The 23,461-nt window shown below is 30.8% G+C and carries 13 protein-coding genes; 12 read left to right on the top strand and 1 reads right to left on the bottom strand.

Annotated elements, in window-relative coordinates; all coding sequences use genetic code 11:
- Window positions 1-9 precede the first annotated feature (9 nt).
- The 10 genes from T483_RS0100595 (at window position 10) to T483_RS0100550 (ending at window position 17,721) form a co-directional block, all read left to right on the top strand.
- Window positions 10-1,725, top strand: a complete 1,716-nt coding sequence (locus tag T483_RS0100595) for an SGNH/GDSL hydrolase family protein (protein ID WP_026885057.1) — start codon at window positions 10-12, stop codon at window positions 1,723-1,725.
- Window positions 1,726-2,303: 578 nt separating this feature from the next.
- Window positions 2,304-4,130: an ABC transporter ATP-binding protein gene (locus T483_RS0100590; RefSeq protein WP_026885056.1), complete on the top strand. Its 1,827-nt coding sequence runs from the start codon at window positions 2,304-2,306 to the stop codon at window positions 4,128-4,130.
- Window position 4,131: 1 nt separating this feature from the next.
- Window positions 4,132-5,895, top strand: a complete 1,764-nt coding sequence (locus T483_RS0100585; RefSeq protein WP_026885055.1) for an ABC transporter ATP-binding protein — start codon at window positions 4,132-4,134, stop codon at window positions 5,893-5,895.
- An 82-nt stretch (window positions 5,896-5,977) separates the two neighbouring features.
- Entirely contained in the window at window positions 5,978-8,821 is a 2,844-nt protein-coding gene (locus T483_RS0100580) for a glycosyl hydrolase 115 family protein (RefSeq protein WP_026885054.1), read from the top strand.
- Between the two features lie 170 nt (window positions 8,822-8,991).
- Window positions 8,992-9,687: a DUF624 domain-containing protein gene (locus T483_RS0100575; protein ID WP_347460257.1), complete on the top strand. Its 696-nt coding sequence runs from the start codon at window positions 8,992-8,994 to the stop codon at window positions 9,685-9,687.
- Between the two features lie 248 nt (window positions 9,688-9,935).
- A complete protein-coding gene (locus T483_RS0100570; protein ID WP_026885052.1) occupies window positions 9,936-12,101 on the top strand; it encodes a YhgE/Pip domain-containing protein in 2,166 nt (721 codons plus the stop codon).
- Window positions 12,102-12,370: 269 nt separating this feature from the next.
- Window positions 12,371-15,064 (top strand): sigma 54-interacting transcriptional regulator, encoded by a 2,694-nt coding sequence (locus T483_RS0100565; protein WP_026885051.1) that lies wholly within the window; start codon window positions 12,371-12,373, stop codon window positions 15,062-15,064.
- Window positions 15,065-15,500: 436 nt separating this feature from the next.
- Window positions 15,501-15,824 carry a PTS lactose/cellobiose transporter subunit IIA gene (locus T483_RS0100560; RefSeq protein WP_017212129.1) on the top strand — a complete coding sequence of 108 codons (324 nt, stop codon included), beginning with the start codon at window positions 15,501-15,503 and terminating at the stop codon, window positions 15,822-15,824.
- 77 nt (window positions 15,825-15,901) lie between these two features.
- Window positions 15,902-16,210 carry a PTS sugar transporter subunit IIB gene (locus tag T483_RS0100555; protein WP_026885050.1) on the top strand — a complete coding sequence of 103 codons (309 nt, stop codon included), beginning with the start codon at window positions 15,902-15,904 and terminating at the stop codon, window positions 16,208-16,210.
- A gap of 200 nt (window positions 16,211-16,410) precedes the next feature.
- Window positions 16,411-17,721, top strand: a complete 1,311-nt coding sequence (locus T483_RS0100550) for a PTS sugar transporter subunit IIC (protein WP_155268441.1) — start codon at window positions 16,411-16,413, stop codon at window positions 17,719-17,721.
- Window positions 17,722-18,071: 350 nt separating this feature from the next.
- Here T483_RS0100550 and T483_RS0100540 read toward each other — a convergent pair whose 3' ends face one another.
- Window positions 18,072-19,820 carry a methyl-accepting chemotaxis protein gene (locus T483_RS0100540; protein ID WP_035789914.1) on the bottom strand — a complete coding sequence of 583 codons (1,749 nt, stop codon included), beginning with the start codon at window positions 19,818-19,820 and terminating at the stop codon, window positions 18,072-18,074.
- 449 nt (window positions 19,821-20,269) lie between these two features.
- On the opposite strand from T483_RS0100540, the gene T483_RS0100535 reads away from it, so the two are divergent.
- Both T483_RS0100535 and T483_RS0100530 read left to right on the top strand, forming a co-directional pair.
- Complete coding sequence (locus T483_RS0100535) at window positions 20,270-21,742, top strand: L-fucose/L-arabinose isomerase family protein (RefSeq protein WP_026885047.1); 1,473 nt, start codon at window positions 20,270-20,272, stop codon at window positions 21,740-21,742.
- A 355-nt stretch (window positions 21,743-22,097) separates the two neighbouring features.
- A complete protein-coding gene (locus tag T483_RS0100530) occupies window positions 22,098-23,411 on the top strand; it encodes an extracellular solute-binding protein (protein ID WP_026885046.1) in 1,314 nt (437 codons plus the stop codon).
- Window positions 23,412-23,461: the final 50 nt, after the last annotated feature.

Genomic DNA, 23,461 nt, shown 5'->3' with positions numbered 1-23,461 from the left:
TAGAAAAATATGATTAATAATTCACAGTCAGGGCCTAAAGCTCCCAAAGATCCACAAAAAAAGCGTAGTGGTTTTTATATAATGATAGATAAGATTATAGAGGCTACTGCACGATTAGATGGAAAACCTTCACAGGAAATTTATTTAGACGAAGGAAGACTAGCCTTTGATGCTCAATTTGTGGGGGGAGTTGAGGATAAAAATATTCTTACATTGCTAAATGAATATGATGGGTTCTGCAAACTGGTTCATAGTATTGGAGTTTCTGTAAAAGCATCTGAAGGTGCAGGGAATATTGATTTTGTATTTCATAACTATGGAAAAGTGGACAGATATGGAGGTGGAACTCAAATTAAACTGCCTTGTAAGAAGGATGGAACTGAGGTAATCCTTAAGATTGAAGATTATGAGTGGTCAAAGGATGATGATGTAGTAGGGAAAATAGCCTTTGAATTTGAAAAACCAGGACTAATAGCGGAGGCAACAGTAAAAGTTTATTTGAATGAAGGTTATAAGGTACCGGAAATCGAAATAGATCCACCAGTGGAATTTAAAAGTGATAAGTATAATTCAATGATTTCAAAATCCCTTTTAAGTATTGGTAATAACAGAAGGCTTAAAGCAGCTATAGATAAGGCAAAAAGGGGAGAAGATGTAACTATTGCATATATTGGTGGGTCTATCACTCAAGGAGCTGGAGCCAAACCAATTCATACCGCATGTTATGCCTATAAATCCTATGTGAAATTTAAAGAGCTTTTTGGAAGCAATGAAGGCGGTAACATTAATTTTATAAAAGCAGGGGTAGGTGGGACACCTTCTGAGCTAGGGTTGATAAGATATGATAGAGATGTTTTTAGAGACGGAAAGGTGAAGCCAGACATTGTAGTTGTTGAATTTGCAGTAAATGATGAAGGTGATGAGACAAGAGGTGTATGTTACGAGAGTTTGATTTTGAACACACTTTCAAGTGAAAATAAGCCGGCAGTAATTTTATTATTTAGTGTATTTGCTAATGACTGGAATTTACAAGAAAGGCTTTCACCTGTTGGAAAGCTTTATGATTTGCCAATGGTAAGTATATCTGATGCTGTAGTTGAACAATTCAAACTAACTAAAGAAGAAGGAAATATTATAACCAAGAGACAGTTTTTCTATGACATCTATCATCCTACAAGTGACGGGCATTCAATAATGGCAGATTGTCTTGCATACTTATTTGAACAAACTGCAAATAGCACTTTAGATGAGAAGGATGTCTCATTAGATAAGGAACCAGCTATAGGCAACTCCTTTGTAGGGATGCGCCTTATTGATAAGAAGGATAATGAATGTAGTGCAGTAATAGAACAAGGAAGTTTTAAAGAAACAGATGAAGATCTTCAATATGTGGAAATGGATGATAATCCATTCCCAACACCTGTATTCCCATACAATTGGATGCATACACCTGAATCTGGAAATGAAAGCTTCAGTTTAATAGTTAGTAGCAGAAGTTTACTATTAGTATTCAAGGATTCTGGAAGAATGGATTTTGGTAAGGCAAATGTCTATGTTGATGGTAAGTTTGTGTTAACAGCAGATCCCAAAGTAGTAGGATGGACACACTGCAATGCTGTTATTTTGTACCAAGAGGAAAGCAGTATGGAACACAGGATAGAAATAAAGATGGCAGAAGATAGTTTTGATAAATATTTTACTATTCTTGGCTTTGGATATAATTAGATTATTTTAATTTTCTTAAAGAAGTTGAGAGATGTCAATATAAATTAAAAGAGCTGTTGTGCTAAATTAGTGCTCGGCTCTTTTTAAGTATAAATTTATGATTTGAAAATGAACTAATGATTGAAAAAGTATAATTATTAATGTTTTTTATATAATTTGTTAGGTTTTTTAATTTCTAATTAGTGGTAAATTTTAAGGAGACATGTTTTTAGTAAAATAGTAATTTAATGTGAAGTAGGAAAATTTATTGGAACTATATTCATTTTATCAGAATAGTGGCGTATAAAACCTGATTATAGATTTTGAGAAGGGATGTTAATTGTTATTAAAAGGTGAAAATATAATTAGCATTGAGAAAATTTATTAACGATAAGCCTTCTGCCTGAATATTAGAAAAGACTCGATTAAAAGAAATTAATAGAGATGAAGTGCAAATTTATCAAACGAAATTAATGATCCTACTATTAAATTTAAAGCAAAAGCAATTATAGAGAATATTAAGAAAACAGAGAGAGACCATACTTCATTTAAACATTATAGTAAATAAGGAGCATATTCATAAAGAAAAGAGTGATTTTATGGAAGTATTAAAGTTTGGTTTTAAATATTGGAAAAGAAATTTGGTAGGAGCTATTATTATACAGCTTATCAGTTATGCAGCTATAGTTGCAGATCTAATGATTCCTATATTTTCAGAAATGTTTATTGATTATGTTATATGTGATAATAAGCCTGCAAATAATGGGGTATTTTCATTTGTACTTAATGGAAAATATGGTGAGGTTCATTCAATAAAGCTTTTTTTCAGTTTAGCAACTGTGTTTATAGTCTTTCTTCTTGCAAGGATAATTCTTATTTATATTAAGAATACCACTAATCAACGTCTTGGTCTCAATTTGGAGAGGGACTTAAGAGTGATTACTTTTCGTAAACTCATGGAGTTGGATAGTGAATCTATTTCCAAGTATAACACTGGCGAATTATTAACGACTATGAATTTTGATACCATCATGTATAAGGAGCTTTTTTGTAGAATGATTCCTAATATACTAGATAGCATATTTGTACTCATTACTTGTATATTTTTGTTATCAAGTATTAACATAAGCCTTATTGCTATTCCGTTAATTATGATGCCGATTTTTGTTATTGCATTGCAGAATTTTAAAAATGCAGCAAAGGCTAATTACAGCAATATAAGAAAGAGTAATAGCGAGATGAGTTTGAATGTTCAGGAGAATATTGAGGCGGTACGTTTGGTTCGTTCTTTTACTAATGAGGAGCTTGAAAAGAGAAAATTTGATAAGTCCAACGAGAAAATGAAAAATTCTTATATCAGTCAAATTAATTTATCTACTAAGTTTGAAGTTATATTTAGTTCAATTAAGCAGATATCCTATATCGGGACTATTACAGTCAGCACAATTCTTGTTATAAAAGGTTATATGATGGTAGGATACCTTGTTGCATGTTCTAACTATGTACTTAAAATAATGGATCATATATCACAGATCAATAGCACTTTGTTCCAAATGCAGCAGCAGTTTGTTTCGGGACAAAAAATGATGAATTTCATTAACTGCGAATCTAAAATAATAGATGGTAAGGCAAATTTAAAAATAAGTAGCGTACCTAACATCTATATCAAGAATGCATACCTTACCATGGAGGAAAATGAGGTACTTAAAGGTGTCAGCCTTCATATTCCATATGGCAAGAAGGTTGGTATTGTAGGGGGAACAGGAAGCGGTAAAAGTGTACTTTTAGAGTCCTTAGTGCGTATCCATGACCTAACAGATGGAACCATCGAGATAAATGGAAACGATATAAGAGACTATTCACTTAAATCTATTAGAAGTAACTTTTCGTATGTATTTCAAGAAGTATTTCTTTTCTCTAACACTATTGATTCTAATATAGCATATGCTGAGCCTGAAATTGAAAAAGAAAGGGTAATAAAAGCAGCAAAACATGCTCAAGCACACAGTTTTGTTAAAAAGCTTCCAGTAGGCTATGAAACAATTGTGGGAGAGAAAGGAATGGGTATTTCAGGGGGACAAAAGCAGAGGGTTTCTATAGCTAGAGCACTTCTCAAAGATTCTCCTGTACTTATACTTGACGATTCAACAAGTGCCCTAGATGTCGATACAGAGAAGAGACTTCTTTCAGATATTAAAAAGCATTATCCAAATAAAACTATTCTTATTTCTGCCCACAGGATGTCTTCAGTGATTGATTGTGATGAAATAATTTATATGCAAGATGGTATGATTGCAGAGAGAGGAACCTTTGAGGAGCTTATGAGACTTGGAGGTCATTTTGCAAAGGTATATAAAATTCAAGAAGCTCAGAGAAAATCAGTTATCGACTTTGATGCTCTAGCAGCAGGTGAGGTGGGAAGATAAGATGGCACAGAGAAATACGTATTTTCAGGATGAAATTATAGAAAAGAAATTGGATATCAAGCAGTTTAGAAGAGTTATACGGTATATCCTTCCGTATAAAAATATTTTTATACTAGTAGGTTTTTTGATGCTTATTTCAGCGGCAGTATCAATGATGGCGCCATTATTACTTAGATATATTATTAATCATACAGTTATAGCTAAGGAGTATGGGGAACTGGTGCTTATAGTTGCTGGGTTTCTGGTACTCGCAGCTATTGAAATAGGAATTACGTTTGCTCATCAAAGACTTATGGGTAAGACGGGGCATAACATAATTGCGAAAATAAGGAAGGACATATTTTATAAACTTCAACAGCTGTCATTTGACTACTTTGATTCAAGACCTGATGGAAAGATAGTTGTACGTGTTACTGATTATATTAATGATCTTGCTAACTTTTTTACTAACAATTTGCTGTTATTTCTTATTTATATAGTAAAAATAGTAGTTGTTACTATTTTTATGCTTGCAATAAGTCCTCAGCTTACAGCTATAGTTTTTGGAGCAGTTATTCCAATGATGATATGTGTCTTCGGACTTAGGTATTCAATAAGGAAGCTGTTTGCATATCACAGAGCAAGGCTTTCAAATAGAACAGCATTTCTTGTGGAATCAATTATGGGCGAAAAAATAGTTAAGAACTATAACAGAATTGATATGAATGAAAAAATATATATGGAAGTTCATGATATCAGTGCTAGAACGTGGATGCAGATAGTTATGAGAAATGAACTTAATACACCAACTGTTGAAATATTTTGGAACATTGGTACTCTCTGTTTGTATGGAACAGCATTATATTTGATACTTCAAGGCAATAGCAATATTGATGCTGGTACAATAGTTGCTTTTATCAGCTATATGAGTCTTTTCAGTGGTCCACTTACACAGGTTGCTATCATTATACAACAATTGGCGCAGGTAAGTTCTAACTTAGAGCAGGTATTTGATACAATTGATTATCCTGTTGAGATTGAAAGTAAATATAGCGGAATTGAACTCATAAATGTAAAAGGACAGGTTGATTTTGATAATGTAACTTTTGCATATGAAGATGGAGTAGATGTTCTAAAGAACTTTAATCTCCATGTGAAGCCAGGAGAAACTATTGCGTTAGTAGGACCTACAGGTGCAGGTAAAACAACAGTAATTAATACTATTACAAGATTTTATGATGTAGATAATGGTAGTGTCAAGATAGATGGTATTGATGTAAGAGAGGTTACGCTTGAGTCACTTCGTAGAGAAGTTGGAGTATTGATGCAAGATCCTTTTATATTTAAGGGAACTGTAATAGATAATATACGATATGGAAGACCAGAGGCAACAGATGAAGACTGTATTAAGGCGGCTAAAACTATTTTCGCAGACAGATGTATAGATAAAATGAAGGATGGCTTCTATCAAGAATTTGAGGAACGTGGTGCAGGACTTTCAGCAGGGGAAAAACAACTCATAAGTTTTGCTCGCATTATTCTTAAAAATCCTGCGGTTATTATATTAGATGAAGCAACAAGTTCTATAGATACAGAGACTGAGAATTTGATCAAAGAGGCAATGGATATAATCCTTAAGGATAAAACAGCATTTATAGTAGCACATAGGTTATCCACTATAAGAAATGCTGATAGGATTCTATATATTGACAATAATACAATTGCTGAAGAAGGAACTCATGAGGAGCTGATGAAGCTAAAAGGATTATATTATAGTTTAAATTAGGTTAGATATACACCATTTTTAGATTAAAAATATAAGAGACATTAATAATTTATTCAATTATTAAGGGGGTAAGATTAGAAATATGAAAAACGTAACAATTGCGGTAGAAGGAAAAGCATCTACCATATATATAGATTCAAAAGGAAAAGATTATAAAGGTTTAAAGCTTGTAGTAGATTCCTTTGCAGAAGATGTTAATTTAGTTATTGGAGTGACACCAACAGTAGTAACAGATATCAGAGAATTAAAGGAAACAGTAGTTATTGCAGGCTCAATAGAAAATAACGAAATAATTGATTCGTTAATTACTAAAGGAATGCTAGATGTATCTTCAATAAAGGACAAGCGCGAATGCTATAAGGTACAGGTTGTTGAAAAGCCCATTGAAGGTGTTGATACAGCTATTGTTATTGTAGGAAGTGATAAGAGAGGAACAATTTATGGTATTTATCGTATTTCAGAATTAATTGGAGTAAGCCCATGGGTTTATTTTGCAGATGTTATGCCAGCAAAGAAATCTGAATTAATCTTTTCAGAAAATGAGTTAACTATTACTTCTAAAGAACCATCAGTAAAATATAGAGGCTTTTTCTTAAATGATGAATGGCCATCTTTAGGATCATGGGTAACTAATGCATTTGGAGATTTTAATGAAGAATTTTATGATAAGGTATTCCAGTTGATTTTGAGATTAAAAGGAAACTTTTTGTGGCCAGCTATGTGGAGTGCTGTATTTAGTGAAAATGGTAAAAGCTATCCTTTAGCTAATGCGGAGCTTGCTGATGCATATGGTATTGTAATGGGTACATCTCATCATGAGCCAATGTTTAGAGCAGGTGAAGAATGGAAGAATATTAATGGTCAATATGGTACAAATCCAATATGGGATTTCTCCAGCAATGCATCTGCGATAACAAAGTTCTGGGAAGATGGGCTTAAGCGTAACAAGGGTCTTGAAAGTCTAATCACTATAGGTATGAGAGGAGAGCAAGACTCTGCATTAAAAGGTTCTGAAGAAGAAAACATCGAACTTTTAAAGGATATCATCAGAACACAAAAGCGTTTATTAAAAGAACAAGGTCTTGAGGATGCACCTCAGGTGCTTACTATATATAAGGAAGTAGAAAAATATTGGTATGGAACAGATAAGACAGAGGGATTAAGATCTTGGGATATGCTAGATGATGTTACAATTATGCTTGCAGATGATAACTTTGCCAATGTACGTACCCTTCCAGGGGCAGCAGAACGAAATCGTAAGACAGGCTGGGGAATGTACTACCATTTTGATTATCATGGAGGTCCACGTTCTTATGAATGGGTAAATACAACTCCTCTTGAAAAAGTATGGGAACAGATGACTATGGCTTATGATTATGGTGTACGTGATATATGGATAGCGAATATTGGAGATTTAAAACCAAATGAATTTCCTGTTTCCTACTTCTTAGATTTGGCCTATGACTTTGAAAATTGGGGCGCTAATGGAAGAAATAAGACTAGGGAATATACAAAGAAGTGGATTGTGCAGCAATTCGGAAATGCTGGAAGCGAAGATGTATTAGATGGAATTGAAAGTATATTAACAAGCTATGCGAAAATGAGCGGATGGAGAAAGCCTGAGGTTACTTTTCCTGATACGTATAGCTATATAAATTATAATGAAGCACAAAGAGTACTGGAAAAAGCAATTTATTTAGAACACAGAACTAAGAAATATTACGATGAGATGCCAGAAGTTTATAAGGATACATATTACCAGTTGGTGTATTATCCTGCTGTAGCATCAGCAAATATTATTAAAATGCAGGTATATGCAGGATTAAATAATTTGTATTATAAACGAAATAGTGCTCTTGCAAATTTATATGCTGAATTGGTAGAAGAGTGTAAAGTAAAGGATATTGAAATGCAGGCTTATTATAATGACAATATGTCTAATGGAAAGTGGAAGGGAATGATGAGTTCTCCTCATATAGGATATATGGAATGGAATCCTGATAGCTGGACGTATCCTGAAGTTTTCAAAATTTCACTAAAGGATGGAAGTGTCATGATTGTAGATGTTCAAGGAACTGAAGATGCGTACTGTTCAGGTACAGCAGTTCTGCCAGCCTTTACAAACTTAGGTAAAGAGAGTTATTCTATTGTTATCAGCAATGGAGGAAGCACAGAATTTGATTATAAAATTGAAACAAGTGCAGATTGGATAAAGTTAAATAGTAAACAAGGAACTATATCCGATGGAATAAAAATTAATGTTTCAATAGAGTGGAATAAAGTATCAGATACATCAAATGGTTTTATAACTATTTCAGGAGCAGGAAAAACAGTAAAGGTAAACGTTGTAGCTGAAGTTATCGATATTGCGGATTTACAGAGTATGACCTTTGCTGAGGCACATGATGTGGTTTCTATTGAAGCAGAGCATGTAGCAGATAAAGCTAAAAAATCCGATGTGGAATGGAAAGTACTTAAAAATTATGGTCGTACTTTGTCTTCAATGAAGATGTTCCCTACAACTGTGTCCTTTGAAAAAGCAGAAGATGCACCATACTTAGAATATAGATTAAGGTTAAATGATGATGCAGAATATACTTTAACTACCTACGTTTCACCAACAAATAATCTATCTAAAAAGAGCAGATTAAAATATGCTGTAGCATTTGATGATGAAACACCAATTATAGCAGATGCGCTGCCAAAGGATTTTATTGCTGGAGATTACGATAATGACATTTGGTGTAATGCAGTTTTGGAAAATATTCATGTAACTACAACTATTCATAAATTAACTAGAGGAATACACACACTCAGATTTTATGGATTGGATGCAGGATTAGTATTGCAAAAGATGGTATTATCAAAAGGAAAACTTCCGGCTTCATTTTTGGGACCAGAAGAGAGTTTCTTTGTGGATAAATAATAGAATAAAAGTTCTATGTATTATAACGCATATGAGGTATAAAAGTAGTGCTAGATCTGAGACATTAGCACTAGCCAATTTGAATAGAGTATGTTGTGCGGACGAGCATATCGCTAAAATTAGCATCAGATCTAATTTGGTTAAAACATAAAATTAGTATAGGAGGATTTATGATGAGAGAATTTTATGATAAACCAATTTACGCAATTACAAATTATATTATTGGGCTCTGTCTAAGTAGTATTTATATGGGTATTTGTAATATACTCCTTATATTATTTTTAATTTTGACTGCACTATCCCCTAATAATTTTAGTTTATCGCTTCTATTTATATGCTTAATCCCATTAGGACCATCTTTAGGAGCTTTGTATAGTACTATAGGTAAGATAATTCGCGAAAGAGATATATATTTTTCTTCAACTTTTTGGAACTCTTATAGGAAGAATTTTTTATCTAACATTAGGCTTTGGCTCACTGAACTTATTATTATCACGATATTCTTTATTGATTTTAAATATTTTTATGTAAATATGCCTCAAAGTGGCATACACGTAGTCATTGCTTTACTTATGGCGATATCTATTGTTATAGGGATATACGCTTTTTCTATAAACTCTAGATTTGAGATTAAATTAAAAGATTTATTGATCCTATCACTATACTTTATGATAAAAAAGTTTCCAAAAACCATATTGAAAATTGTTGTTCTAGTTTTAATGTATTATCTATTAAAATCGGTTTCTATTATATGTTTAATTTTTGTACCGGGCATAATTTGTACTATTTTTACCTACTATGATAAAGATATTTTTATGGAAGTGGAAAATAAATTTAGATCACATGTCCAAAATTATTCAAAATAGTTAAGATTAAAAGCTACACTGGAATTATTTAATGTAGCTTTTTTGCGAGTAGATAATTTTGTAGATAGAAAAATAATAACTAGTATTATTTTTGATTAGAATCTATTGTTGAGCTGTCGTAGTAAAATCATAAAAGTGCTTTTGAATTATTTAATACTTTAATGGAGAACATAAACTTAGCATTATTATACTTGTATTGTTTAATTGTGCCTTAACATTAAGTTCAAGAAGGAAGGTATGCAAAAGTTATGAGTACAATATTTAAAATTTACAAAAGGGATATAAGAAAAATAACAACTAATATTCCTCTCATGATTATAATAGTAGGGTTACTTTTCGTACCTGCTTTATATGCATGGATTAATATAATAGCTTCTTGGGATCCATATGGGAACACCAAAGGGCTTTTAGTAGCAGTAGTAAATAATGATGAAGGTGCTCAATTTCAAAACCTAGAAATTAATATAGGTAGAGAGGTAATAGATAAGCTAAAAGGTAATGAAAGTATTGGATGGACTTTTGTTAATGATGATGAAGCAGAAAGTGGAGTAAAATATGGTAAGTATTATGCTAGTATAACTATACCAGAAGATTTTTCAAGTAATCTTCTCTCAGTTGCAGCAAATGGTGAACCTAAAAAAGCTAAACTTATTTATTCTGTTAACGAAAAAATTAATGCGATAGCACCTAAAATTACAAAAAGCGGATTAACCAGTTTACAAAATGAAATAACTAGTTCTGTTACAGAAGAAGTAAGCAGTACTGTGCTAAATTATATGAATGCTTATGGTATTGAGCTTGAGAGGATTAAGCCTCAGCTAGAAGAACTTATGAATATTATAAATGATATAGATAATAACCTACCTCAAATTGGTGAAGGCATAAATAATGCTTATAATGGGGCAGTAGATCTAAATAACTTTATACAAAATATTCAAGGGAATATACCTAATATAACAAATTCACTGAACAACGCTCAAAATGCTGTTCAATCCAGTAATGACTTTTTTTCTAAGGTTAATGACACAATAAAAAATATATCTCCGTATGTTAGAACAGATTTAGCTACAGTAAAGGCTAATTCTACTGCAACAAGAGATGCACTTAACAGTATTAATAATTCCATTGATACAGATGTTAAGGGGCAGCAGGATATTCTAAAATCAGCTTCAACTAAAATGAATAATTCACTATCTGCTGTTAATAACGATATAAATATACTTCAGTCTGTAAATAATATTTTACATAGTAGTGCAATATCTAATTTTATAAATAAAATGCAAAATATTAGGGATCAATTAGTTCAAAATAAATTAAATTTAGATGCTTTGATAACTACATTAAGTAGTGGTAATAAGATTTCTTCAGATGCAGTAGAATCTCTAATACAAGGAATAGATAAAACATCACAACTTATTGATGATTCAATAAATAATTTTGACAGCGCTATTTCGCCAGCAATAAATAGTCTTGTAAACAATACAACAAATATGGTAAACAATTCATTAACGCTTTTAGAAAGCGCAAAAAATAATATACCTTTAATAAATAGTCTGTTAAAAGACGCTAATATTGGTACTGATTTAGGAGCAGAACAGATTAAAAATATTAAAGATAAATTTCCAAAAACTGAGGAGACTATCCACAGTAATGTTGAAAAATTTAAAAGTTTGAGTAATGATGAAAAATTCAACGAGCTTACAGGTTTTCTAAATAAAAATACAAAGGATGTAAGTGATTTTTTGGCAAACCCAATTGAGCCAGTTCAAAATAGGGTATTTCCTATACCCAACTATGGATCAGCTATGGCTCCATTTTACAGTACTCTTGCTATATGGGTAGGTGGATTTACATTACTTTCTATACTATCTGTCCATGTAGAGCCATTGGATGATGTGAAGAATTTAGGAACCACAAAAATGTTTTTTGGCAGGTTCCTAACTCTTGCAACTCTTTCATTGCTACAAGCTATTATCATTGTTTTAGGGAATTTGTTTTTTATTAAAACTTATTCGGTAAGTCCAGGAATACTTTTAATATTTTCTATGTATGTAAGTATAATTTTTATCATGATAATATATACTTTGGTTTCCGTATTTGGAAACGTGGGTAAGGCTTTAGCTTTAATTATAATGGTGCTTCAAGTTTCAGCATCAGGAGGAACTTTTCCAATACAACTTACACCTAAATTTTTTCAAAATATAAGCCCAATGCTTCCTTTTACATATGCCATAGGAGGAATGAGAGAGGCAGTAGGTGGAATTATCTGGAGTTCCTTATATTACAATATTGGAATTTTATCTATATATTTTTTCATATCAATAATTATTGCTGTATTTTTAAAAGAAAAGATGAATAAGAAGTCAGAAAAATTTGTTAATAGGATGAGGGAAAGCGGATTAGTAGGAGAGTGAAGATAAATTCTAATCAAATTATGTTCATTTTATGTAAATGTATGAGTTTAACTTAATTGCTTAAGGTAGGTATTTACAATAAAGTAAAAAAGCGATAAGATAATTTGTAATTGGACTATTACAAACAAATATTATTATTGTCATTGATAAAGCAGGCGAGGCTAATAAATAGTATGTTATTATATTACTATGTATAGAGTCTCGCTTTATATATTTTAAGTTAAGTAGTGTATGCAAAAATATTTTAAGTTAATAGGGGGATTAATGAGATGAAAAGAATTGAATTAATTCTTGCAAAGTTAAGAGAAATAAAAGATTTGTTTCCAAACGGAATTTCTGCATTAGAAATTGCGGAGGAGTTAAACCTTAGCAGAGCAAATGTAAGCAATGATTTAAATAAGTTGGTAAGTGAAGGAAAAGCAGTAAAAGTAAAGGGAAAGCCAACACTGTTTATTGCAATAGACGAGGAAAACGTTACCTCCAATTTATCAATAATAAATAAGTTTTCAGAAGCTAATCCTAGTTTATATACAGCAGTGGAACAGGCAAAAGCTGCAATATTATATCCACCAAATGGAATGAATATACTATTGCTTGGGGAAACAGGAGTTGGCAAATCGACGTTTGCAGGATTAATCTATAAATATGCTATTGAAATGAATGTGAAATCTAAGGATAGTCCTTTTATAACATTTAATTGTGCAGATTATGCAAATAATCCTCAATTATTACTTGGACAATTATTTGGAGTAAAAAAAGGTGCTTATACGGGTGCAGATTTTGATAAAGTTGGTTTGCTAGAGAAAGCTAATGGAGGAATTTTATTTCTTGATGAGGTCCATAGATTGCCGGCGGAAGGGCAAGAGATGTTCTTTACATTTATGGATAGAGGAGTATATAGAATGCTTGGAGAAACAGAAAGTGAAAGAAGTGCGAGTGTTCTTATAATAACTGCTACTACAGAGGATCCGAATGTGGCATTGCTAAGAACATTTACTAGAAGAATCCCTATGATTATAACAATACCATCATTAAAAAATAGAGGAATGGAAGAACGATTCAATTTAATAAAACAATTCATGATTGAGGAGTCAGGAAGGCTTGGAAAAAGGATTAAAGTATCAATAAACTCAATAAAAGCTTTCTTATCATATAATTGTGAGAATAATATAGGGCAGTTAAGATCTGATATACAATTAGCTTGTGCTAAAGCATATGCTGATTTTCTATCAAATAGGAAAGATGCTATAAAGATAAATAGTATAGATTTACCGCTATATATAAGGGAAGGCTTATATAAAGAAATAGAACATAGACAGTTATGGAACAAACTAATTGACATAAATAAGAGGTATCTAATATTTGATAAAGATGAAGATAGGGAAATATTTGAGGAAGGTACTAATGATAGCAATATCTATGAGATGCTGGATTTAAGGACAAGTGAACTTAAAGCAAAGGGGATAAAAGGAAAATATTTAGAGGCGGAAATAGAAAAAGATATTGAAGATTATTTTAAAAAATATATTAATGAATTTAGCACTAAAGTTGATATGACAAATATAAAAAATATCGTAGAGAAAGATGTTATGGGGATAATAGAGGAGATTATTTTATTCTGTGAAGAAGAACTGGGAATAAAGCTAGACAAAAAGATTAGCTATGGGTTAGCAGTTCATATTAGTAACTCAATAGATAGGATAAGAAGAAATAAAAAAATTGTTAATCCCAAATTAAGTAGTATTAGAGAAGAAAATAAAAAAGAATTTAATGTTGCTTTAGATGCTTTGAAGATGATAGAGAGAGCAATTGACATAAGTATGCCTATTGATGAAGCAGGGTTTATAGCCATGTTCTTAAGTTATAGCTATGGAAACTTAAGATATGCACAAAATGATGTGAAGATAATAATAATTGCTCATGGCATTAGTACAGCAACATCAATGGCTGAGGCAGTTAATAGTCTGCTTGGAACAGAAAACACTGCGGGTATTAATGCTCCTATAGAAGAAAAGCCTGAGAAGATATTAGAGAAAACTATAGAATATATTAGAGAACAAAGAATTAAATCGGATATATTATTTTTAGTGGATATGGGTTCACTTACGACTTTTGGAAAAGAAGTAGAAAACATATTTAATATAAAAACTAGAACTATACCATTAGTCAGTACTCTGCATGCATTAGAAGCAACAAGAAAATCTATGATGGGATATTCTTTGGATGAAATATATAGAGAAACACTAGATGTAAATAGTTTATATGATGATAATGTTTCAGATATAGATTACGAGAAAAATGAAAAGGATAAAAAGTTAGCAATAGTTACAGTATGCACAACAGGTGAAGGCGGAGCTAAGACAATTAAAGGAATATTAGAGAGAAATTTAACTTTTGATAAAAAGGTAATTGAAATTGTTCCTATAAATTTCATAGGCAAAGAGAATGTGTATGAAAGAATAGAGAAGTTAAGGAAAAAATATGAGGTTATCTGTTTCGTTGGACCTTTTGAGCTAGATGTAAACAGCCCACAGTTTTCTCTCGATGATATTATAGATGGACATTGTGCTAAGGATATACAAAATCTTATTGATGCAGAGGAAACCTATATAAAAATGGAGGAAACTTTAGAGCGTGATTTAAAGAATGTTGATGGAATAATGGTACTTAAGAGCATAAAGAAATTTAACAGAACAGTTGCAGAGGAATTAAAGATTGATATAAGAACTAATATGCTAATTGGAATCACTTTGCATATGGCCTGTGTTATAGATAGATATAAAGAAAATAAAATTACATTAGATTTTGAAGGAAAAGAAGAATATATAAAAAACAGTGTAAACTTATATAAGATAGTGAAAAATGCATGTGCGTCCATAAATACAAAGTATTCAATTAATATTTCAGATGATGAAATATGCTATTTGATGACCTTCTTTAATAGTAATAGTAACAACATTTGAGAAATAAATGATGAAATAATAATAATTAAAAATATATAAATATTTATTCTGTAGGATGATCAGTAATCTTACTTTATAGATATTTATATTTTTTTGTTTAAATTTATAGATCAAGTTTTATAATTTAGTGCAAAATATTTTCTTGAACATACTAATAGCTAAAAAATTACGTATGAAACATATAATAAATACACAAAATAAAACACATTGACTATTTGTTTTAAAAAATTTGCGAAAAAGTAAAACACATAATAATTATTTTTAAAGTATTTTATTATCTTTAAAAGTGCATAAATGCTACGATTGAACTCATAATGACATTTTTATTTCTGCATCAGAAACTTGGCACAGTTATTGCTTTATATATAAGCATAAGAGAAACAAAACAAAATTAATATAAAGTATAAAAACAAAAAGTATCAAAGGAGAGAGCAAAATGGAAGAATTAGAATTAGCAATCATGAATATTATAATAAACGCTGGAGACTGCAAAAATCATGCTTATATGGCTCTTAATAATGTGAACGAAGGAAATTATGAGGAAGCTGAAAAAGAAATGCAATTAGCAAATGATGCATTAGCTAAAGCTCATGAAGGTCAGACAATGTTTCTTCATAAAGAAGCTAATGGAGAAAAAGTTGACATATCGGTTTTATTTGTACATGCACAAGATCATTTAATGACAGCAATAACTGAAAAGAATTTAATTGAACAAATAATGGAATTAAGAAAAATTATAAATACATTAGTAAAACAATAAAAGAGATATAAATTTAATTAATAAACAACTATAATTCTTGTTTTAATAAACTATATATATTTAAGGAGGAATCAACTATGATGAAAATTAGATTATTTTGCGCAGCAGGAATGTCAACAAGTCTTTTAGTTAGTAAAATGAATGATGTGGCTAAGACTAAAGGTATAGAAGTAGATATTGAAGCTTTCCCAGAAGGACAAATGGATAAACATCTAGATGGTGTAAACGTTGCATTGTTGGGTCCACAAGTTGGATATACATTAGGAAAAGCAAAAAAAATATGTGAACCACTTGGAATTCCAGTGGATGTAATACCAATGGTTGATTACGGAATGATGAATGGAGCAAAAGTATTAGATTTTGCACTAAATTTAGCTAATAAATAAGAGCTTAATTTATATAGGAAAATATAATATAGAACTGAATTCTTGCACAAAGTTTCATACAGTCATCTAAGACATAATCTAATCTATAGGAAAACTTGTAATTTTAAGATAAAAGATAATAACAAGTCTGACATATTTATTATTATATACTCTGACTATCATATTATATTGTATATTTATTTAATTAAGGAGGAATCATTATGTCAATTGGAAATACCCTAAATGAAAAGGTTATACCAGTAGTTATGAGGTTTGTTAACCTAAAAGGCGTTATAGCATTAAAAGACGGTATTTTATTTACATTGCCTTTTATTATGGTAGGATCAGTATTTTTACTACTTGCACAAATACCATATCAGCCATTTAATGATTGGATGGCTAGTCAGTTAGGACCAGGGTGGACAGAGCCATTATTTCAAGCTTATGGAGCTACATTCTCAATAATTGCATTTATTGCAGCAATAGGTATAGCATATACATATGCAAAAAATGAGGGACATGAACCATTATCAGCAGGAATAATATCATTTGTAGTATTTTTATTAACAACTAATTCTTATGTAGTAACTAAGAGCGGAGAAAAAGTAGGTGATGTTATTGGCAAAGAATTTGCTGGTGGAAAAGGAATGGTTACAGCAATTATAATTGGTTTAGTTGTAGGTGCAATTTATTCATGGTTCATGAAAAAGAAGATTACAATTAAAATGCCAGCTGGTGTACCACAAGGGGTTGCAAACTCATTTGCATCATTAATACCAGCAGCAGTTATAGTACTTGGAGCAACAATACTTTATGCTATTCTTAAATATGGAATGAATACAACATTTATAGAATTAATATATAAGTTAATACAAACACCATTACAAGGAATGACAGATTCTTTAGGCGGAGTTATTGTTATGACATTCATAATCCCATTCTTATGGTGGTTTGGAGTACATGGATCATCAATTATAAGTGGGATAATGACAGGAATATTAACATCAAATGCAATGGAAAATCAAGCTATAGTTAATAGTGGAAAAGCACTTACAGTAGCTAATGGAGGTCACATAGTAACACAACAATTTTTAGACAATATGATTGGTATGACAGGTTCAGGAGTAACAATAGGGCTTGTAATATGTATGCTATTGTTTGCAAAATCAGCACAAAGCAAAGAATTAGGTAAATTAGCCATAGTACCAGGATTCTTCAATATAAATGAACCGGTTTCATTTGGAACACCAATAGTAATGAACCCATTTATGGCAATACCATTTATACTCACTCCAATGGCTACAGGTTTAATCACTTATTTTGCAATGTATACAGGGTTAGTTCCATTATTTACTGGAGTATTAGTTCCTTGGACAACTCCACCAATAATAGCAGGACTTATCTTAGGCGGATGGAAAATGGCGTTATTACAATTAGTAATTATGGCAGTATCATTTGTTATTTATTACCCATTCTTTAAGAAACAAGATGCTTTAAATTTTAAGAACGAACAGGCGGCACAAAATGCATAAGGTTTGAATTAAAATAGGTTAAAGTAAAAATATATATAAGATAAAGCTGTCTTTAAAATTATTGATAATAAATTAATTAAAACTAGTTTATTATCACTCTTAGACATAATAAATAACCTCCATATAAATAGTTATTCTTAAATTTAAAGATTATTTATATGGAGGTTTATTTATATTTATAAATTATACATAAATACATTGATAGAGATGCTAATAAGAGAAGTATCAACTTATAACTAATAATATTATTTAATATATACGTTGCAATGATAAATTTACATGTCTTATTATGGTGAATTAAGTGTAAAATGGGATTTAGATGCAAAAGCTTAATTACAACATATTATATATTAATGTTTTAATTTGAATTCAGAAATTTGCTCATGCATAATTTGTGAATGAGATGCTAATTCTTCAATAGATGCTGATGTTTCTTCTGCTGTTGCTAGATTAGTTTGAACAATATCTGATATAATATCTACTTTTAAAGTCATTTTTGATATTGCATTTGTTTGCTCTTCAGAAGCAGTAGCTATTTCCTTGACTAATTCTGAAGTATATTGAACATTTTCAACAATACTATTTAAGGCAATTTTAGTTTGATTTGCTATCAACTCGCCTTTAGATACAGTATTTAATGAGTTCTTTATTATTTGAGTAATATTTTTAACAGAGTTAGAAGATTGTTCAGCTAATTTTCGTACTTCATCAGCGACGACAGCGAAACCTTTGCCAGCATCACCGGCTCTGGCAGCTTCTATAGCTGCATTTAAAGCCAATAAGTTAGTTTGTTCAGATATCGATTGAATTGTATTTATAATTGCTGAGATTTCATTGGAAGCAGTAGCAATCTCATTTATAGATTCCATTAATTGTTTCATTTTATTATTTCCATCAGCAACAATCTTTGTCGTTTCATTATAATAGCTATAAGCTTTTTCTGAGTTATTTGTATTCTTTTTTACTTGATCGAGTATTATATTAAAGTTTCCTTGAAGTTCTTGTACTGCACTAGCTTGATTAGAAGCTCCTTCGGAAAGTGCTTTTGTAATTGAAGAAATTTCCTTTGCACTATTTGCGGTAAAATCAATTGATTTATCTATATCAAAAAAACTAGAATTTAAGTTAGCTATAATTTCATCTAAAGATTTTTGTATTGGTACAAAATCCCCAATGTAATGAACGGACTCCATTTTGTTGATATTTAAATTTCTATTTGATAATTCCTCTAATGTATATGTTATATCTTTAATATATAATTTAAGCATATCTATAGATTTTTTCAAATCATTGAACATATCACCCATTTCGTCTTTTGAAGAATATTCATTATCTATGTTTAATATTCCATTTGATAAATTTGTAGAAACTTTTTTTACATTGTATATTCCTTCAAATATTGAAGACTTTAAAGCTTTACCTAGAGATCTAGGAATGAGTATTAAAAATATAATTATTAACATAAGAATTGCAGTAGCTAAATTCCTATAAAAAATGGATTCGTTTACAAATGTTTGCGCATTTTCTTTAGAAGATTCGTATAATTGAGAAATATAATTTTCAACAATATCTATTTGAAAACTATATGTATCCAACTTAGAGGTTATTGTACTTTTAGGATCATTATTTTTGATAGAATTGCATAGTTCTTTCCTATAGGTATCAGCAATACTTAAATTTTTTGTAAGTTGATCAATCGCAGATTTATCACTTGTATTTTGCTTTAATAAGTCTATTTTACTGGTGAGTTCTTCAAGAGCTTCATCGGAATTCTTTAAAAAATCTTCCTTATTTTTAGGACTATTTTCTATTACGGCTCTAGAAATATTTGTATCGGAAACCTGAAATGCAAGCCTAATATCAGATAATGCTTGTGAAATATGATAAGGACCATTATATAGAGAAAAAGTTCTAGCGGATAATGATAGTAGTACACCTATAGATATAACCATACTCAATAGTGTAAATATCAGTATAAAATTAAAGGTTGTATCTATTTTTTTACTTATAGAATAGTTTCTGAATTTTTCGTTTAATTTGAATGATTTACTTATGAAGGATTGTTTATCTTTATTAAAAGCTTTTTTAATTTTATTCATACCGAATCACTCCTACTAAATTCAAAGTGAAAACATTAACATATATTATTATATCAAAGTTTACATATTACAGCAATTGAATAAATAGATAAAAATTCATGTATTTTACAGTATATAACTATTAGAAAAATTAATTATGAAAATGTATACAAAAAGGTATTGACTAATTAATATAAAAGCTTTATTATAGACTTATCAAACAACATTTAAAAAGTTATTTTAAAATATATTTAAAGTGGAACATTAACAAACACTAAAGCTAAATTTAAAACTCGGACAAGCTATGTAAAATAATAGCTAGATTCAATTATTTAGGAGTAGGATATTAATTAATACCTAACTTAATAAATCTAATTTGTAGCATTAAAATATCGAATAATATACTTCGTAAAATTTGTCAAAATCTGATTATAAGAATTTAAAATTCATAAAAAATGGAGGAGTTAAAAATGAATAATATACCACAAGTAAAATTAGGAATTGTTGCAGTAAGCAGAGATTGTTTCCCAATGGAATTATCAGCAAATAGAAGAAAAGCAGTAGTAGAAGCTTTTAATGGAGAAATTTTTGAATGTCAAACAACTGTTGAAAATGAAAAAGATATGAGAAAAGCTTTAGCTGAAGTTAAAGAAGCTGGAGTAAACGCATTAGTTGTATATTTAGGAAACTTTGGTCCTGAAACTTCAGAAACTTTACTTGCTAAAGAATTTGATGGACCAGTTATGTTTGCAGCTGCTTCAGAAGAAAGCGGAGATAATTTAATAGGCGGACGTGGAGATGCATATTGCGGAATGTTAAATGCAAGCTACAATTTAGCTCTAAGAAACATTAAAGCATACATTCCAGAATATCCAGTAGGAACAGCACCAGAAGTTGCAGGAATGATTTCTGAATTTGTACCAGTTGCTACTGCATTATTAGGATTAAAGAACTTAAAGATAATTTCTTTTGGTCCAAGACCTCAAGATTTCTTAGCTTGTAATGCACCAATTAAACAATTATACAATTTAGGTGTTGAAATAGAAGAAAACTCAGAACTAGATTTATTTGCTGCATTTAATGCGCATAAAGATGATCCAAGAGTTCCAGACGTTATAGCTAGCATGGAAAAAGAATTAGGTGAAGGAAATAAAATGCCTGGTATCTTACCAAAGCTTGCTCAATATGAAATTACATTATTAGACTGGATGGAAGAACATAAGGGTTCAAGAGAATACATTGTATTTGCAAATAAATGCTGGCCTTCATTCCAAACACAATTTGGATTTGTACCATGTTATGTAAACAGCCGTTTAACAGCTATGGGAATTCCAGTATCATGTGAAGTTGATATTTATGGTGCATTAAGTGAATACATCGGAACTTGCATAAGCCAAGATGTTGTAACGTTACTTGATATAAATAATACAGTTCCAGCTGATATGTATGAATCAGAAGTTAAAGGTAAATTTAACTATTCATTAAATGATACATTCATGGCATTCCACTGTGGTAATACAGCAGCTTGTAAATTAACATGTGGAACAATGAAAAACCAAATGATTATGGCAAGAGCTCTTGAACCAAATCAAGAACCAAATATAACTAGAGGAACACTTGAAGGGGACATAGTACCAGGAGATATTACATTCTTCAGATTACAAAGTAATGCAGATGCAGAACTTACAGCTTACGTAGCAGAAGGTGAAGTATTACCAGTTGCAACTCGTTCATTTGGAGCTATAGGAGTATTTGCAATTCCTGAAATGGGAAGATTCTATCGTCACGTATTAGTAGAAGGAAGATATCCTCATCATGGAGCAGTTGCATTTGGACACTTTGGAAAAGCAGTTTACAACTTATTTAGATATTTAGGTGTTAAAGAAGTTGGATTCAATCAACCAAAAGGTATGCTTTACAAAACTGAAAATCCTTTCAAATAGTATTGGATATTTACCAGAATCAAAGGGTTATAGATGAATATTCTTGGCAGTTTTTTTATCTATCTTTGTTTTTGAGATAATATATTTCAAAGGCTGAAGGCAGGTTCCCCTCCAGCTTTCAGCCGTAATTTATAAAAATTTAATATATGAATAAGAATATAAAGGCCTTCATTATTTAGATAGTATTTTAGAGAACTATTTAAAATGGAGGTTATTTATGCGTTTAATAAAGAAAAATTATAATAGGATATAAAATTATATCTAAAAGACAAATTATTCAATTTTTATTAAACGTTATCAATGCTAATATATAAGTATATCAAATATATGAAAATTCTAGGGGGTAGAAAGGTATATGAATAAGAATTTGAAAAGGATAGCATCAATCATAATGACAGTAACTATGGTTTCTGCATCAATGATTGGCTGCGGAAACAGCTCTTCACAAGCAAGCAGTGGATCTGCTTCAGGAAAGACAAAATTGACATTGTGGCACATCCAAACATCGACAGCAGCAGATGCAATTAAAGCATCAGTGAAAAGGTTTATGGAAGCTAACCCACAATATGATGTAGAAGTTGTTGATCAGGTTAATGACTCATACAAACAAAAATTATCTATGGCAATGAGTTCAAATCAGACTCCAGATGTATTTATTCAATGGGGAGGATCAGGATTAATTGATTATGTAAATTCAAATAAAATAGCTGATCTTACAGAATTCATGAACAAAGATAACTACAAAGATAAATTTATAGATGCTGGAATTAATCAATGTTCATACAATGGCAAAATTTATGCCGTTCCAGTTGAAAACGTATCCGTAGCGGGTTTCTTCTATAACAAAGATGTTTTTGCTAAATATGGAATACAAGAACCAAAAACTATATCTGAATTAGAAGCTGCATGCGATAAGTTAAAAGCTAACGGAGTAGCTCCATTTGCTTTAGCCAATGCTACAAAATGGACAGGATCTATGTATTATATGTACTTAGCAACTCGTTCAGGTGGACTTAACGCATTTGCAGATGCTGCAGCAGGAAAAGGAAAATTTGAAAATCCTGCATTTGAATTTGCTGGGAACAAGATTCAAGATTGGGTTAAAAAAGGTTACTTTATAGATGGATTCAATGGTATGGATGATGATAGTGGCCAAGCTAGACAAGCGTTATACAAAGGTGATGCAGCTATGGATTTAATGGGATCATGGTTTACAGGTACAGTACTTGGTGAAAATCCAGACTTTATGAGCAAATTAGGATTCTTCCCATTCCCAGCATTAGATGGTTCAAAAGAAGATCAATCACTTTGTGCAGGAACAGTTGGAGATAACTTATATTCAATTTCAGAAACATGTAAAGATAAAGAAGGTGCTTTTAAATTAATTCAATCTTTATTAGATGATCAAGCACTACAAGATCGTAAGAAATTAGGTAAGATTATTCCACTTAAAGATTTCAAACCAGATGATGCATTAACACAAAAAATCTTAGATACAGTTAATCAAGCAAAAGGAGTTCAATTATGGTATGACCAATACTTACCAGCAGAAGTTGCAGAAGTACACAAATCAACTTGCCAAGAAATATTTGGTTTAACTAAGACTCCACAAGATGCAGATAAGGAATTACAATCTGCTATGGACTCATATAAAGCAAAAAATAAATAATTATAGCAGCATTAAAAAGTAATGTAAAAGCTGTTGCAAAATAAAAATTC

Origin of the sequence: Clostridium beijerinckii HUN142, assembly GCF_000621745.1 — a bacterium.
Classification (GTDB): domain Bacteria; phylum Bacillota; class Clostridia; order Clostridiales; family Clostridiaceae; genus Clostridium; species Clostridium beijerinckii_A.
Note: the sequence above shows the minus strand (reverse complement) of the source record. Positions and strands in the feature narration are given on the sequence as shown.

Excerpts from the sequence above, each read along its gene's own strand:
- T483_RS0100595 (WP_026885057.1), top strand. The coding sequence starts at position 10 with ATGATTAATAATTCACAGTCAGGGCCTAAAGCTCCCAAAGATCCACAA.
- T483_RS0100590 (WP_026885056.1), top strand. The coding sequence starts at position 2,304 with ATGGAAGTATTAAAGTTTGGTTTTAAATATTGGAAAAGAAATTTGGTA.
- T483_RS0100585 (WP_026885055.1), top strand. The coding sequence starts at position 4,132 with ATGGCACAGAGAAATACGTATTTTCAGGATGAAATTATAGAAAAGAAA.
- T483_RS0100580 (WP_026885054.1), top strand. The coding sequence starts at position 5,978 with ATGAAAAACGTAACAATTGCGGTAGAAGGAAAAGCATCTACCATATAT.
- T483_RS0100575 (WP_347460257.1), top strand. The coding sequence starts at position 8,992 with ATGATGAGAGAATTTTATGATAAACCAATTTACGCAATTACAAATTAT.
- T483_RS0100570 (WP_026885052.1), top strand. The coding sequence starts at position 9,936 with ATGAGTACAATATTTAAAATTTACAAAAGGGATATAAGAAAAATAACA.
- T483_RS0100565 (WP_026885051.1), top strand. The coding sequence starts at position 12,371 with ATGAAAAGAATTGAATTAATTCTTGCAAAGTTAAGAGAAATAAAAGAT.
- T483_RS0100560 (WP_017212129.1), top strand. The coding sequence starts at position 15,501 with ATGGAAGAATTAGAATTAGCAATCATGAATATTATAATAAACGCTGGA.
- T483_RS0100555 (WP_026885050.1), top strand. The coding sequence starts at position 15,902 with ATGATGAAAATTAGATTATTTTGCGCAGCAGGAATGTCAACAAGTCTT.
- T483_RS0100550 (WP_155268441.1), top strand. The coding sequence starts at position 16,411 with ATGTCAATTGGAAATACCCTAAATGAAAAGGTTATACCAGTAGTTATG.
- T483_RS0100540 (WP_035789914.1), bottom strand. The coding sequence starts at position 19,820 with ATGAATAAAATTAAAAAAGCTTTTAATAAAGATAAACAATCCTTCATA.
- T483_RS0100535 (WP_026885047.1), top strand. The coding sequence starts at position 20,270 with ATGAATAATATACCACAAGTAAAATTAGGAATTGTTGCAGTAAGCAGA.
- T483_RS0100530 (WP_026885046.1), top strand. The coding sequence starts at position 22,098 with ATGAATAAGAATTTGAAAAGGATAGCATCAATCATAATGACAGTAACT.